Annotated in this window: 10 protein-coding genes and 1 pseudogene; 7 read left to right on the top strand and 4 right to left on the bottom strand. The window is 70.6% G+C overall.

Annotation, left to right across the window (positions count from 1 at the left end; all coding sequences use genetic code 11):
* Window positions 1-38: 38 nt before the first annotated feature.
* Window positions 39-1,076: a serine hydrolase domain-containing protein gene (locus AB0H75_RS48755; protein WP_367808647.1), complete on the bottom strand. Its 1,038-nt coding sequence runs from the start codon at window positions 1,074-1,076 to the stop codon at window positions 39-41.
* A 193-nt stretch (window positions 1,077-1,269) separates the two neighbouring features.
* On the opposite strand from AB0H75_RS48755, the pseudogene AB0H75_RS48750 reads away from it, so the two are divergent.
* The 3 genes and pseudogenes from AB0H75_RS48750 to AB0H75_RS48740 all read left to right on the top strand — a co-directional run.
* Window positions 1,270-1,467 (top strand): annotated as a pseudogene (locus AB0H75_RS48750) (helix-turn-helix domain-containing protein); the annotation flags it as partial.
* Between the two features lie 102 nt (window positions 1,468-1,569).
* The gene (locus AB0H75_RS48745; RefSeq protein WP_367808699.1) at window positions 1,570-1,989 is read left to right on the top strand and encodes a GbsR/MarR family transcriptional regulator; all 420 of its coding nucleotides are present in this window, start codon (window positions 1,570-1,572) and stop codon (window positions 1,987-1,989) included.
* Between the two features lie 85 nt (window positions 1,990-2,074).
* On the top strand, window positions 2,075-3,988 hold the full coding sequence (locus tag AB0H75_RS48740; RefSeq protein WP_367808645.1) for an N-acetylmuramoyl-L-alanine amidase: 1,914 nt from the start codon (window positions 2,075-2,077) through the stop codon (window positions 3,986-3,988).
* On the opposite strand, the gene AB0H75_RS48735 is transcribed toward AB0H75_RS48740, so the two are convergent.
* A complete protein-coding gene (locus AB0H75_RS48735) occupies window positions 3,951-4,847 on the bottom strand; it encodes a MurR/RpiR family transcriptional regulator (protein WP_367808643.1) in 897 nt (298 codons plus the stop codon). The two genes, AB0H75_RS48740 and AB0H75_RS48735, sit on opposite strands and share 38 nt — an antisense overlap.
* A gap of 21 nt (window positions 4,848-4,868) precedes the next feature.
* Complete coding sequence (gene glgP / locus AB0H75_RS48730) at window positions 4,869-7,451, bottom strand: alpha-glucan family phosphorylase (protein ID WP_367808641.1); 2,583 nt, start codon at window positions 7,449-7,451, stop codon at window positions 4,869-4,871.
* A 243-nt stretch (window positions 7,452-7,694) separates the two neighbouring features.
* Between glgP and AB0H75_RS48725 the strand changes: the two genes are divergently transcribed.
* The 3 genes from AB0H75_RS48725 (at window position 7,695) to AB0H75_RS48715 (ending at window position 12,862) form a co-directional block, all read left to right on the top strand.
* Window positions 7,695-9,761, top strand: a complete 2,067-nt coding sequence (locus AB0H75_RS48725; protein ID WP_367808639.1) for an alpha-1,4-glucan--maltose-1-phosphate maltosyltransferase — start codon at window positions 7,695-7,697, stop codon at window positions 9,759-9,761.
* Between the two features lie 71 nt (window positions 9,762-9,832).
* Entirely contained in the window at window positions 9,833-11,533 is a 1,701-nt protein-coding gene (gene treS / locus AB0H75_RS48720; RefSeq protein ID WP_367808637.1) for a maltose alpha-D-glucosyltransferase, read from the top strand.
* A gap of 3 nt (window positions 11,534-11,536) precedes the next feature.
* Complete coding sequence (locus AB0H75_RS48715) at window positions 11,537-12,862, top strand: aminoglycoside phosphotransferase (protein WP_367808635.1); 1,326 nt, start codon at window positions 11,537-11,539, stop codon at window positions 12,860-12,862.
* Window positions 12,863-12,875: 13 nt separating this feature from the next.
* On the opposite strand, the gene AB0H75_RS48710 is transcribed toward AB0H75_RS48715, so the two are convergent.
* On the bottom strand, window positions 12,876-13,733 hold the full coding sequence (locus tag AB0H75_RS48710; protein WP_367808633.1) for an NAD(P)-dependent oxidoreductase: 858 nt from the start codon (window positions 13,731-13,733) through the stop codon (window positions 12,876-12,878).
* A gap of 85 nt (window positions 13,734-13,818) precedes the next feature.
* On the opposite strand from AB0H75_RS48710, the gene AB0H75_RS48705 reads away from it, so the two are divergent.
* Window positions 13,819-14,201, top strand: a 383-nt coding sequence (locus AB0H75_RS48705; protein WP_367808631.1) for a winged helix-turn-helix domain-containing protein, incomplete at its 3' end; no start/stop codon positions are given.

The raw sequence follows: 14,201 nt of genomic DNA, 5'->3' as shown, positions 1-14,201 counted from the left end.
GGGCGCCGTCTCGGCCCGAAGCCCGTCCCGGTGGGCGGTCAGCCGAACGCGGCGTCGAGGAGGCGGGCGAAGGCGGGGAGCAGGTCGCCCCAGTCACCGTTGATGTTGGCGACGGCGAAGCGGGAGCCGTCGCGGCTGCCCATGGCGTAGGTCCACGAACCGTGGATGGCGCCGCCCCCGCCCCACACCGTCGTGCCACCCGGCAGCCGCTGCCAGAAGACGCCCAGCCCGTACGTGGTGCCGGGGATCCACTGCCCGCCCTCGGTCGGGACGCCGGTGAACATCTCCTCCTCCAGCGCGGGCGGCAGCAGCCGGCCGCCGAGCAGCGCCCGGTAGAAGCGGTGCAGGTCGCCGGCCGTGGAGACCAGCCCGCCGGCCGCCCACGCGCTGGAGGCGTTCAGCTCGGTGACGTCGTGGACGGGGGCGCCGGGCTCGGCGAGCATGAGTGTGGAGTACTGGCGGCCGTGCGGGCCGCGCAGCCCGGTCTCCTCGCCCGGCAAGTATGTCCCGCCGAGGCCGAGCGGCTCGATGACCAGCCGGTCGAGCTCAGCGGCGAACGAGTTGCCGGTGATCCGTTCGGCGATCATCGCGGCGAGCACGAAGTTGGTGTTGGAGTAGCCCCAGGACGTGCCGGGCGCGAAGGCGGGTGCGTTGCGCATGGCCACCGCCACCAGGTCGCCGGGGCTGAAGTGGTCGAAGCGGTGCTCCAGGAAGCCGGGGCCGACGTACGCGGACAACAACCGCGGGTCCAACGTGTAGTTGAAGATCCCGCTGGTCTGGTTGAGCAGCTGCCGGACGGTGATCTCGCGGCCGTCGTGCCCGTTGCCGCCGACGACGCCGGGCAGCCATCGCTCCACCGGGTCGCCGAGGCTCAGGCGGCCCTCGGCGACCAGCTTGAGCACGACGGTGGCGGTGAACGCCTTGGTGACGCTGCCGACGCGGAACCGGTCCTCCTGGCACCGCTCGCGGCCGCTCTCGCGGTCGGCGACGCCCGCGGTGCCGACCCACCGCTCCTCGCCCTCGCGGATCTCCGCGAGGGCGCCAGGAATGCCGCCCTCGGTGACGAACTGATCCAAGAGCTCTTGTACGCCCCCATAAGCCATAACCTGCCCCTTTGCGATAGTACGCGTTTGAGTCACGCCAAAAGCTACGTTGCATTCAGCAAAACGTCAACAGATATTCTCGGCATTTGCAATGGTCATGGCGCTGAACGCAACGGCGCACATTGCAATGAGATAAGGTCTAACGCAACTGATCGAAGGAGTTCCCATGCCCGGAGGCAGGCTGACGCGCCAGGACCGGCAGCAGATCGCCGCGGGCCTGGCCGAGGGGCTGGGTTATGCCGAGATCGCCCGCCGCCTGGGCCGGCCCACCTCGACGGTCAGCCGCGAGGTGAGCCGCAACGGCGGGCCGGAGGGCTACCGGGCCGACCAGGCGCAGCGCGCGACCGGGCAGCGTGCCCGCCGGCAGCGGCAGCAGCCCCCGCCCGCCGCGCCCGCCGGCCCCGAGGCCGTCCGCGACTTTCAGGAGCGGCTCACCGCGCTGCTGGTCCTCACCGGGCTGCCGCGCATGACGGCCAGGGTGGCCGCCTGCCTGTTCTGCAGCCGGACCGGCGCGCTCACCGCCCGGGAGCTGGCCGAGCGCCTGCGGGTCAGCCCGGCCTCGATCTCCACGGCGGTCGCCTACCTGGAGGAGCAGGAGTTGATCGTCCGCGGGCGCGACCCCGGGCGGCGGCGCGAGAGCTACAGGGTGGACGACGACATGTGGTACCGCGCGTTCATGGCGAGCATCCGGCGCAACGAGATGATCGCCGAGCTCGCCGCGGAAGGGGTCGGGGTCTTCGGGCCCGACAGCACGACCGGCGTCCGGATGGCGCAGGTCAGCGAGTTCCTGTACGGCATGAGCGCCGACATGGCGCGCATGGCGGAGCGCTGGCGGCAGGTGTTCACCGGCGGGCGGGCCGCGGGCGGCCAGGACGGCAACGAATGAAAAATGTCTTCGCAAAGATCTCGCCTGCGAAGGAAATTGTTGAGACGCTGGCTGCACTGTGCACCCCCAGTCCCGAGGAGTGTCCATGCGCAGACTGTTGGCGCTCGGCGTGGCCGCCCTGCTGCCCTTAGCGAACGTCCAGGCCGCCCAGGCCCAGGACCCCGCCGACCGGCAGCGGGCCTTCACCGCCGCCGCCGAGGAGTTCCAGGTGCCGGAGAGCGTGCTGCTCGGCGTCTCCTACCTGGAGTCGCGGTGGGACGCCCACGCGGGCCGGCCCTCCAGCGACGCCGGGTTCGGCCCCATGCACCTCACGGACGCGGCCGCGTACACCGGCTCGAACCACCACGGCGAGGGCGAGGAGGACGCCCGTGGCGACGAGGCCCGGCCCCTGCCCGCGCCCGGCGCCCGGCCCGCGCCCACGGAGATCCCCGCTCGCCTGCGCACGATGGAGCGGGCCGCCGCGCTCACCGGCGAGAGCGACGAGCGGCTGCGCACCGACGACGCCGCCAACATCCGCGGCGGCGCGGCGCTGCTGGCCGACTACCAGAAGTCGCTCGGCGCGCCGCTCAGCGACGACCCCGGCGAGTGGTACGGCGCCGTGGCCAAGTACTCCGGCGCCGACGAGGCCGACGCCGCCAAGTTCTTCGCCGACGAGGTCTTCTCCGTGATCGCGGAGGGCGCCGAGCGGACCACCGACGACGGCGAGCGGGTCCGGCTGCCCGCCGTGCCCGGCCTGCGCACGATCGAGAAGTGGCTGGAGAAGCTGGGCCTGCGCCCGGCCCGCCGCGACGGCGTCGAGTGCCCGGCCTCGATCTCCTGCGAGTGGATCCCGGCGGCCTACCAGGAGCTGCCGCCCGACGACTACGGCCACTACGACCTGGCGAACCGCCCGTTCAGCCAGAAGGTGGACTACATCATCATCCACGACATGGAGGGATACTTCCTGCCCTCCATCGCGCTCAACCAGGACCCGAACTACGGCGCGAGCTGGCACTACTCCGTGCGGTCGAGCGACGGCCACATCGCCCAGCACATCAAGACCAAGGACGTCGGCTGGCAGGCCGGCAACTGGTACATCAACGCCAAGTCCATCGGCATCGAGCACGAGGGCTTCCTCGCCGAGGGCAGCACCTGGTACACCGAGGCGATGTACCGCTCGTCCGCCCGCCTGGTCCGCTACCTGGCGCTGCGGCACGGCGTGCCGCTGGACCGCGCCCACATCCTGGGCCACGACAACGTCCCCGGCACGCTGCCGACCACCGTGCGCGGCATGCACGAGGACCCGGGCCCGTTCTGGGACTGGGCGCACTACTTCCAGCTCATCGGCGCGCCGCTGCACGGGTTCGGCGGGCCGCGCTCCGGCAGCGTCATGATCAAGCCGGACTTCGCCACCAACAAGCCCTACTTCTACGGCTGCGACCGCAAGAACCCCGAGGCCGCCTGCCCGCCGCTGCCGGCCGGCACCGTCTGGCTGCGTACCGAGCCGCGCGAGGACGCGCCGCTGGTCAAGGACATCGGCAAGCACCCGACCGGCGACTCGCTCTACAGCGTCTACGACCACAGCGCCCGCGCCAGCACCGGCCAGCGCTTCGCCGTCGCCGACCGCCAGGGTGACTGGACGGCCATCTGGTATCTCGGCCAGAAGGCGTGGTTCCACAACCCGGCCGCCGCGCCGACCGCCGTCCCGTCCGCGGGCCTGGTGGTGACGCCGAAACCGGGTGTGGCGAGCGTGCCGGTGTACGGGCGGGCCTACCCGGAGCAGGAGGCGTACCCGGCCGACATCCCCTACCAGGCGGTGACGCCGCTGCAGTACACCTTCTCGGCGGGCGAGAAGTACACGCTCGCCGGGCCGGCCGCCGCCGAGTACTACCGGGCGGTCACCTTCGACCTGGCCGACCACAAGGTGGTGCGGGGCAGGACCAAGTATCTGGAGATCCAGTTCGGCCACCGGGTGATGTACGTCAAGGCTGACGACGTGCGGGTGACGTTCGCCGGGTGAACTCGCTGACCGCCCGCCGGGTGCTGGCCAGCGCCTCCTGCGAGGAGTCGTAGGTGCGCTGGGCCACCCCGACGAACAGGCAGTCGACCACGAGGAGCTGGCTGATGCGGCTGGCCAGGGCGCCGGGGCGGAACTCCGTCTCGCGCCCGGCCGAGATGAGCACGTGCTCGGCCAGCTCCGCGATCGACGAGCGCGGGTTGTTGGTGATCGCGACCGTGGTGGCGCCCGCCTCCTTGGCCCGCGACAACGGCTCGATCACGTCGGGGGTCTCGCCCGAGGTGCTGATGCCGATCGCCACGTCGCCGGGCCTGAGCAGCACGGCGCTGGTCAGCGCCAGGTGGGCGTCCTGGAAGGCGTGGCTGGACAGGCCGATGCGCATCAGCTTCTGGGCGACGTCCTCGGCCACCAGGCCGGAGGCGCTGACGCCGTAGGCGTCGATCCTGCGCGCTCCGACGATGGCGTCCACGACCAGGCCCAGCCGCTCGCCGGTGAGCTGGGCCACCGTGTCGTTGATGGCCTCCGACTCGGCCCGCGCGACCTTCTGGATGACCGCCGACAGCGGGTCGTCGGGGGCGAGGTCGCCGGGCACGAGCCGGTCGGGCTGCGCGGCCGCCGCCGCCAGCGCCAGCCGGAGCTGCGGGTAGCCGGCGAAGCCGAGCAGCCGCGCGGTACGCACGATCGTGGCCTCGCTGGTGCCCGAGGCGGCGGAGAGCTCCGTGATGGTGCTCCTCGCCACCGTCGCGGGGTCCTCCAGGATGAGGCGGGCCACGGTCTGGGCGGCGGGCGTCAAGGACGGCAGCACACCGCGGACCGTGGCCACCAGAGTGTCGGCCCGCAGGCCGTTCCCGCTGTCGTCCACGCCCCCGATTATGCCTGGGCTTTAACGCAATGTGCCGTTCGTCATCCCCGCGGGTTCCTCGGGCACCGCGATGAGCCCGAGCTCCGCCGGGGTCGCCACGAGCGGATGATCCGGGACAACTCGGACGGTATATCCGAAAGCACCCGTGTGGTCGAGCGGCACGATGCCCGTGTAGTGGGCGCGGCCGTCGTCGTCCACCGACTGGCAGGCCATCTTCCCGTACGACGGGCGCACCAGCTCGTCGTGCGGGCCGACCTTGCCGTACGCGGCCTGGACCAGGACGTCCTCCGGCTCCAGGTCGCCGAGCGCCACCGTGGCGTGCAGCTCGATCGCGGCGCCCACCTCGGGCGTGTCGCCCACGCCGGACGCCTCCACGTGCTCCACCCGCACCCCGGGCCAGGCCCGCGCGACCCGTACCCGCCAGGCGGCGAACGTCTTGGCCGGCGCGTACGAGTCGGCCGACAGCGCCCGCGCGGACTTGGCCGCCGGGGTGTAGAGGCCGACCACGTAGTCGCGCAGCATGCGCCCGGCCAGCACCTTGGGCCCGAGCGAGGCCAGCGTGTGCTTGACCATCTCCAGCCAGCGCCGGGGCAGCCCGTCGAAGGCCCGGTCGTAGAACCGGTCGGACACCTCGTGCTCGATGAGGTCGTAGAGCGCGGCGGCCTCCAGCTCGTCGCGCCGGTCGGGATCGACGACGCCGTCGGCGGTGGGGATGGCCCAGCCGTTGGTGCCGTCGTACCACTCGTCCCACCAGCCGTCGCGGATCGACAGGTTGAGCCCGCCGTTGAGCGCGGACTTCATGCCCGAGGTGCCGGACGCCTCCAGCGGGCGCAACGGGTTGTTGAGCCACACGTCGCAGCCCTGGACCATGAGCTGGCCCAGCGCCATGTCATAGTCGGGCAGGAACACGATGCGGTGCCGCACGTTCTCCTGGTCGGCGAACTTGACGATCTGCTGGATGAGCTTCTTGCCGCCCTCGTCGGCGGGGTGGGCCTTGCCGGCGATGACGATCTGCACGGGCTTGTCGGGATCGAGCAGCAGCTCGGTCAGCCGCTCGGGATTGCGCAGCATGAGCGTGAGCCGCTTGTACGACGGCACGCGCCGGGCGAAGCCGATGGTCAGCACGTCGGGGTCGAGCGCGTCGTCGATCCAGCCGAGCTCGGCGTCGGAGGCGCCGCGCTCGCGCCACGAGCGGCGCAGCCGGACCCGGGCGCCCTCGACCAGGCGGCGGCGCAGCAGGCCGCGGATGTGCCAGATGTCGGCGTCGGAGATCTTCTGGATGCCCTCCCAGCCGCGCGCCCGCTCCAGCAGGCTGGGCAGCTCGCGCCCGGCCAGCTCCATCAGCTCGCGGCCGACCCACGTGGGGGCGTGCACGCCGTTGGTGATGGCGCCGATCGGCACCTCGTTGAGGTCGAACCCCGGCCAGAGATCCTTGAACATCTCCCGGCTGACCTCGCCGTGCAGCTGGGAGACGCCGTTGACCCGCTGGGCCAGGCGCATGCCCATGACGGCCATGTTGAAGCGGCCGGGGTCGGCCTCGGCGCCCAGCGCGAGGATGCGCTCGACCGGCACGGTCGGCCAGGACGCCGAGCCGCCGAAGTGGCGCTGGATCAGCTCCACCGGGAAGCGGTCGATGCCGGCGGGCACCGGCGTGTGCGTGGTGAACACGGTGCCGGCGCGTACGGCCTCCAGCGCCTCGTCGAAGGTGAGCCGGGCCTCGGTCAGCTCGCGGATGCGCTCCAGGCCGAGGAAGCCGGCGTGGCCCTCGTTGGTGTGGAAGACCTCCGGCTCGGCGTGGCCGGTGATGCGGCAGTAGGCGCGGATCGCGCGCACGCCGCCGACGCCCAGCAGCAGCTCCTGCATGAGCCGGTGGTCGGTGCCGCCGCCGTAGAGGCGGTCGGTGATGTCGCGGGCGGCGTTGTCGTTGTCGGCGACGTCGGAGTCGAGCAGCAGCAGCGGCACCCGCCCCACCTGCGCCACCCACACCTGGGCGTGCAGCACGCGCTCGTCGGGCAGCGCCAGGCGGATCTTGACGGGATTGCCGTCGTCCTCCTTGAGCAGGGACAGCGGCAGGCCGCCCGGGTCGAGGGAGGGGTAGTGCTCAAGCTGCCAGCCCTCCGGCGACAGGGACTGGGTGAAGTAGCCGTGCCGATACAGCAGGCCGACCGCGAGGATCGGCACGCCGAGGTCGCTGGCGGCCTTCAGGTGGTCGCCGGCCAGGATGCCGAGCCCGCCGGAGTATTGGGGCAGGGCGGCGGCGATGCCGAACTCGGGCGAGAAGTAGGCGATGGCCCGCGCCGCGTCGGGCAGCGTCTGGTACCAGCGCGGGGCTGTCATGTATTCACGCAGGTCGTCGGCCGCGTCGGCGAGACGGCGCAGGAAGCGGCGGTCGGCCGCCAGCTCGGCCAGCCGGGCGGGCGTGACGGCACCCAGCAGGGCCACGGGATCGTGACCGACCTGCCGCCAGAGCTCGGCGTCGACCTCGTTGAAGAGATCGAGCGTCTCCGGGTGCCATGACCAGCGGAGATTCTGCACGAGCTCGCCGAGGGCGGCCAGCTCCGCGGGCAGGACGGTGCGGACGGTAAACCGACGGATAGCTCTCACGTTGTGCACCCTACGGGCTAGGAGGGACCTCTCGTTCCTTCACCCTCATCAGAGCCTCTCAAACCCCTTCCGGAGACAAGCATGAAGAGGGAGCATTGGGGCAACTTTCCCTAATGTTGGGCTCTCCCGCGAACTCTCACGGGAGGTCTATCCGCTGCTGTCCAGAAATAACGTGCGAGGATCGTTCCTGCCACGGAAAGCCTCCGGCGACACCGAGTGTGCCGCCGCAAACCCTTGATTGCGATGATCGGACGAATTCCCATCACGGACATCTCCCCCGTCGTCGACTGCGGGCAACGGCCCGCCAAAGCGGTCGCCGGCGAGACCTTCGAGGTCTGCGCGACCGTGTTCCGAGAAGGCCACGACGCCGTGGCCGCCGGAGTGGTGCTCACCTCACCCGATGGGCAGCGTGGCCGCCTGAGGCCGATGCGCGAGCTGGCCCCGGGCACCGACCGCTGGGGCGTCGAGGTCAGCCTGCCCGCCGAGGGCGACTGGCTGTTCCGCGTGGAGGCGTGGAGCGACCCCATCAGCACGTGGCTGCACGACGCGGAGATCAAGATCCCGCGCGGCATGGACGTCGACCTCATGTGCGAGGAGGGCGCGCGCCTGTTCGAGCGGGCGGCCAAGGCCGTGCGCCCGGCCGACTGCCCCACCGCGACCGCGAAGCAGCCCGCCAGGCCGGGCGGCAACGGCGACACCACCTGCGGGCACCGGGCCGCGCTGCTTTCCGTGGCGGCCACGCTGCGCGACGAGGAGCTGGACCCGCGGGCCCGGCTGTCGATCGCGCAACTCCCGGACACGGCCGCGCTGCTGGAGGCCCACCCCTTCCGCGAGCTGGTGACCAGGTCGAAGTCCTTCAAGCTCCGGGTGGACCGGCGCCGGGCGCTCTACGGCTCGTGGTACGAGTTCTTCCCCCGCTCGGAGGGGGCGATCGTCAACGTGGAGGGCGTGTCGAAGTCCGGCACGTTCCAGACCGCCGCCAAGAGGCTGCCCGCGATCGCCAAGATGGGCTTCGACGTCGTCTACCTGCCGCCCATCCACCCGATCGGCACGACGTTCCGCAAGGGCCGCAACAACACGCTGAGCCCCGAGCCCGACGACCCGGGCTCTCCGTGGGCGATCGGCTCCGAGGACGGCGGCCACGACGCGATCCACCCCGACCTGGGCACCATCGAGGACTTCGACGAGTTCGTGGCCCGCACGCGCGAGCTGGGCATGGAGGTGGCCCTCGACCTCGCGCTGCAGTGCTCGCCCGACCACCCGTGGGTCAAGGAGCACCCCGAGTGGTTCACGATCCGGGCCGACGGCTCGATCGCCTACGCCGAGAACCCGCCGAAGAAGTACCAGGACATCTACCCGCTCAACTTCGACCGGGACCCCGAGGGCATCTACGCCGAGGTCCGGCGGGTGGTGCGGCACTGGATGGACCACGGGGTACGCATCTTCCGGGTGGACAACCCGCACACCAAGCCGGTGGCGTTCTGGGAGCGGCTGATGGCCGACATCCACACCACCGACCCCGACGTGCTGTTCCTGGCGGAGGCGTTCACCCGGCCGGCCATGCTGCGGACGCTGGCCAAGGTGGGCTTCCACCAGTCGTACACGTACTACACGTGGAAGAACTCCAAGACCGACGTCGAGACGTACCTGTCGGAGCTGGCCCACGAGACGTCGAGCTACCTGCGGCCCAACCTGTTCGTCAACACCCCGGACATCCTGCACGAGTACCTGCAGCACGGCGGGATGTCGGCGTTCAAGATCAGGGCAGTGCTGGCGGCGCTCGCCTCGCCGACGTGGGGCGTGTATTCAGGGTACGAACTCGGGGAAAATGTCCCGGTACGCCCGGGCAGCGAAGAATACCTTGATAGTGAGAAATATCAGTATAAGCCCCGCGATTGGATTACCGCCGAACGTGAAGGACGGAGCCTGGCTCCCTTCATCACCCACCTGAATTTGTTCAGAAGAGCGCATCCGGCCCTGCAGGAATTGCGTAATCTACGATTCCACAGGGTCGACCAGCCCGACATCGTCTGCTTCTCCAAGCGCCTGCCCGGCGCCTACGACCCGGCCACCAGAAGGCACGGGCTGGGCGACGTCGTCCTGGCGGTCGTCAACCTGGATCCGCACCACACCCACGAGGCAACCGTTGATCTTGACCTGCCCGCACTCGGTCTCGACTGGAACGCCGACTTCGTCGTGGACGACGAGCTGTCCGGCGAGTCCTACCGCTGGCGTCAGAGCAACTACGTGCGCCTCGATCCTCACATCCAGCCTGCCCACATTCTCACCGTACGAGCCGCGCCACGGTAGAACTGAATTCAGCGGGGAGTCTTCAACGTGTGTGATAGCGCCTCCCTCATGAGCATCCGGCGAGGGCGCTCATGAGCTCCACACCCATTCCCAACACCTTCGACGAGGAAAAACCGCGCGATCCTTACTGGTACAAGCGCGCGGTCTTCTACGAGGTCCTCATCCGGGGATTCTCGGACTCCAACGGGGACGGCACCGGCGACATCCGGGGGCTGATCAGCAAGCTCGACTACCTGCAATGGCTGGGCGTCGACTGCCTCTGGCTGCTGCCGCTGTACGAGTCCCCGCTGCGCGACGGCGGGTACGACATCGCCGACTTCATGAAGATCCTGCCCGAGTTCGGGGATCTGGGAGACTTCGTGAAACTCGTCGAGGAAGCACACCGGCGCGGCATGCGGGTCATCGCCGACCTCGTCATGAACCACACCAGCGACGCGCACCCGTGGTTCCAGGCGTCCCGGCACGATCCCGAGGGCCCGTTCGGCGACTTCTACGTCTGGTCCGACACCGACGAGAAGTACCAGGACGCCCGGATCATCTTCATCGACACCGAGACCTCCAACTGGACCTACGACCCGGTGCGCGGCCAGTACTACTGGCACCGCTTCTTCCACCACCAGCCGGACCTCAACTACGAGAACCCGGCGGTGCAGGACGCGATGCTGGAGGTGCTGCGGTTCTGGCTGGACCTCGGCATCGACGGCTTCCGGCTGGACGCGGTGCCGTACCTCTTCGAGGAGGAGGGCACCAACTGCGAGAACCTGCCGAGGACGCACGAGTACCTCAAGCGCATCCGGGCCGAGGTGGACCGCCTCTACCCCGACCGGGTGCTGCTGGCCGAGGCCAACCAGTGGCCCTCGGACGTGGTGGAGTACTTCGGCGACCCGGTGGGCGGCGGTGACGAATGTCACATGGCCTTCCACTTCCCGCTGATGCCGCGCATCTTCATGGCCGTCCGCAGGGAGAGCCGCTACCCCATCTCCGAGATCCTCGCCCAGACGCCGAAGATCCCGGAGAACTGCCAGTGGGGCATCTTCCTCCGCAACCACGACGAGCTGACGCTCGAGATGGTCACGGACGAGGAACGCGACTACATGTACGCCGAGTACGCCAAGGACCCCCGCATGCGGGCCAACGTCGGCATCCGCCGCCGCCTGGCGCCGCTGCTGGAGAACGACCGCAACCAGATCGAGCTGTTCACCGCACTGCTGTTGTCGCTGCCCGGCTCGCCGGTGCTCTATTACGGCGACGAGATCGGCATGGGCGACAACATCTGGCTCGGTGACCGCGACGGCGTGCGTACCCCCATGCAGTGGGACCCCGACCGCAACGCCGGCTTCTCCGACTGCGATCCCGGGCGGCTCTACCTGCCCGTGATCATGGACCCGATCTACGGCTACCAGGCCATCAACGTCGAGGCCCAGCAGAAGAACGCCGGCTCGCTGCTGCAGTGGACCAAGCGCATGATCGAGATCCGCAAGCGGCACCCGGTGTTCGGCCTGGGCGAGTACACCGAGCTCAACTCCTCCAACCCGAGTGTCCTGGCCTTCGTCAGGGAGCTGGGCGACGACCGGATGCTCTGCGTGAACAACCTGTCACGCTTCCCGCAGCCGGTCGAGCTCGACCTGCGCAGGTTCGTCGGCGTCTCCCCCGTGGAAACCATGGGAGGCGTGCCATTTCCGGCAATTGGCGAACTACCGTATCTTTTGACGCTTCCTGGGCATGGGTTCTATTGGTTCACTCTCCCGCCGGCCATCATCCAGGAGGAGTAGGACGTGCAGACTGAGCTCCTTGCCGCATGGATCAGCCGTCAACGTTGGTTCGGCGGCAAGGGGCGCCCGATCGACGAGCTGTCGATCGACTCGGACGTCGAGCTGACGCCCGGACTCAGACACCTGATCGTCGCCGTCTGGCAGGAGGGCTCGCGCGAGCGCTACCAGCTCCTGCTGGGCGAGCGGCGCGACCTGCCCGACCGCCTCACCCACGCCCGGATCACCACGATCGACGGCGTCCACCTGTACGACGCCCTCCACGACCCCGAGCGCACCGCCTGGCTCCTGGAGGGCATGGCCCGCGACGAGACCCGCAGCGGCCTGCGCATGCGGCACGCTCCGGAGGTCACGATCGACACCTCGCCGCGCAGCCTCGTGCTCGGGGCCGAGCAGTCCAACACCTCGCTCGTGTACGGCGACGCCTACATCCTCAAGCTCTTCCGCCGCCTCATCCCCGGCGTGAACCCGGAGCTGGAGATCGTCACGGCCCTGGCGGCCAGGAACGCGCCGCACATCGCGCAGCCGTACGGCTGGATCGAGGCCGACCTGGACGGCACCGACACCACGCTGGGGATCATGCAGGAGTTCCTGTCGAACGCCAGCGACGGCTGGGACCTGGCCCTGACCAGCGTCCGCGACCTGTACGCCAGCCCGCCCGAGGTCACCGCCGCCGAGGCGGGCGGCGACTTCGCGGGCGAGGCGCGGCGCCTCGGCGTGGCCACCGCCCGGGTCCACGCGGAGCTGGCCGAGGCCTTCCCCACCGACATGATCGAGACGCCCGAGGTCAAGCGCATGGCCGAGACCTTCAGGCGGCGGCTGGGGCGGGCGGTGGCCGAGGTGCCCGAGCTGCGCCCGTACGTGAGCGCCCTGGAATCGGCCTATCACGAGGTGGAGCTGATCACCAACGCGGTGCCCGTGCAGCGGGTTCACGGCGACTACCACCTGGGCCAGGTCATGCGCACGCCCAGGGACTGGGTGATCCTGGACTTCGAGGGCGAGCCGGGGCAGCCGCTGGCCGAGCGGCGGGCGCTGTCGTCGCCGCTGCGGGACGTGGCGGGCATGCTGCGCTCCTTCGACTACGCCGCCCGCCACCTGCTCGCCGGCCGCCAGGACAGCGCCGCCCTGGAGGCCCGCGCCCAGGAGTGGGCCGACCACAACCGGAAGGCGTTCCTGGAGGGGTACGCCGAGGGGGGCGGGGTGATCGACCGGGCGGACGCGGCGCTGCTGCGGGCGTTCGAGCTGTCGAAGGCGGTGTACGAGGTGGTCTACGAGGCCAGGAACCGCCCCGCCTGGCTGCCCATCCCGCTGGCCGCCTTCCGCCCCCGCTAGCCCGCGGGCCCTGTTAGTCCTCCAGCTCCAGCACCAGGCCGGACAGGCCCTCGTGGCCGAGGCCCTTGGCCACCCGCCGCTCGATGAGCGCCTTCACCGGCAGCAGCAGGTCCAGCCGGACGCCCTGCTCGGTGAACGCGCGCTCCAGGTTCTCCATGCCCGCCCGGTTGACCTCCAGGTTGGAGACCTCGGTGCGGTGGTCGCCCGCCTCAAGGGCCTGCGCCCACGCGGGCTGGAGGGTGGCCATCGCGTTGAGCCACGGGACGAGGAGATCCGTGGTGAACTCGGTCAACGGGAACTTGGCGGAGCGGACCAGGGCCAGCGCCTCCAGGGCGCCGACGAACTGGCCGTACATGCCGGTCAGCATGGCCAGGTCGAGCAGCGGCGCCATCCCGGGGTCCTCGCCCACGTAGCGGGGCTCGGCCAGGGCGGCCAGCGCCTGCTCGTGCCGGTCGAAGGCGGCCCGCTCGCCGCTGTAGAGGATCAGCGCGCCGGGCCCGGCGATCATCTGCGGGACGGCCATGATGCCGCCGTCCAGGTACTCCGCGCCCTGCTCGATCGCCCAGGACGCGCTCTCCCTGGCCTCGGACGGGCGCCCGGTGGTGAGGTTGGCCAGCACCCGGCCGCGCAGCGGGACGCCGTCCAGGACCTCGCGGACGGACGCGTAGTCCAGCAGGCAGGCGATCACCAGCGGGCTCGCCGCGACCGCCTCGGCCGGGGTGGCAGCGAGGGTGGCGCCCCTGGCGACGAGAGGATCGGCCTTGGCCGGGGTGCGGTTCCAGACGGTGACCCGGTGGCCGGCGGCCAGGAGGGCGCCGGCGAGCGCGGAGCCCATGAGACCGAGCCCGAGTACGGAGATATTTTCTGACATTTGGGCGTTCTCCCTTTCTGGTGGACGCCTCCCAGCCTGCTGGGGTGCGGTTATGGTCGGGTTCTGGATTGGTTATGGGGGGCTGATGAGGTTCGGGGTGCTGGGGCCGGTCGCCGTGTGGACGCCGGACGGGGAGCCGGTCCGGGTGCCGGAGGCCAAGGTCCGCGCCCTGCTCGCCGCCCTGCTGATCGACGCCGGGCGGACGGTCTCCGCGGACCGGCTCGTCGAGAACCTGTGGGGCGAGCGGCCGCCCGCCGACGCCCCGGCCGCGCTGCGGGTGAAGGTGTCCCAGCTCCGCAGGGCGCTCGGGGACCGGGAGCTGGTGGCGTACCGGGCGCCGGGATACGTGCTGCGCGTGGCGCCGGACGCGGTGGACGCGGGCCGTTTCGAGGCGTTGCTGGGGCGGGCTCGGGCGGTGGGGTCGGCGGTGGAGCGGGTGGGGGTGTTGCGGGAGGCGTTGGGGTTGTG

The sequence above is a fragment of the Nonomuraea sp. NPDC050783 genome, from assembly GCF_040802095.1.
Classification (GTDB): domain Bacteria; phylum Actinomycetota; class Actinomycetes; order Streptosporangiales; family Streptosporangiaceae; genus Nonomuraea.
This window is presented reverse-complemented; position numbering and strand designations above follow the sequence as displayed.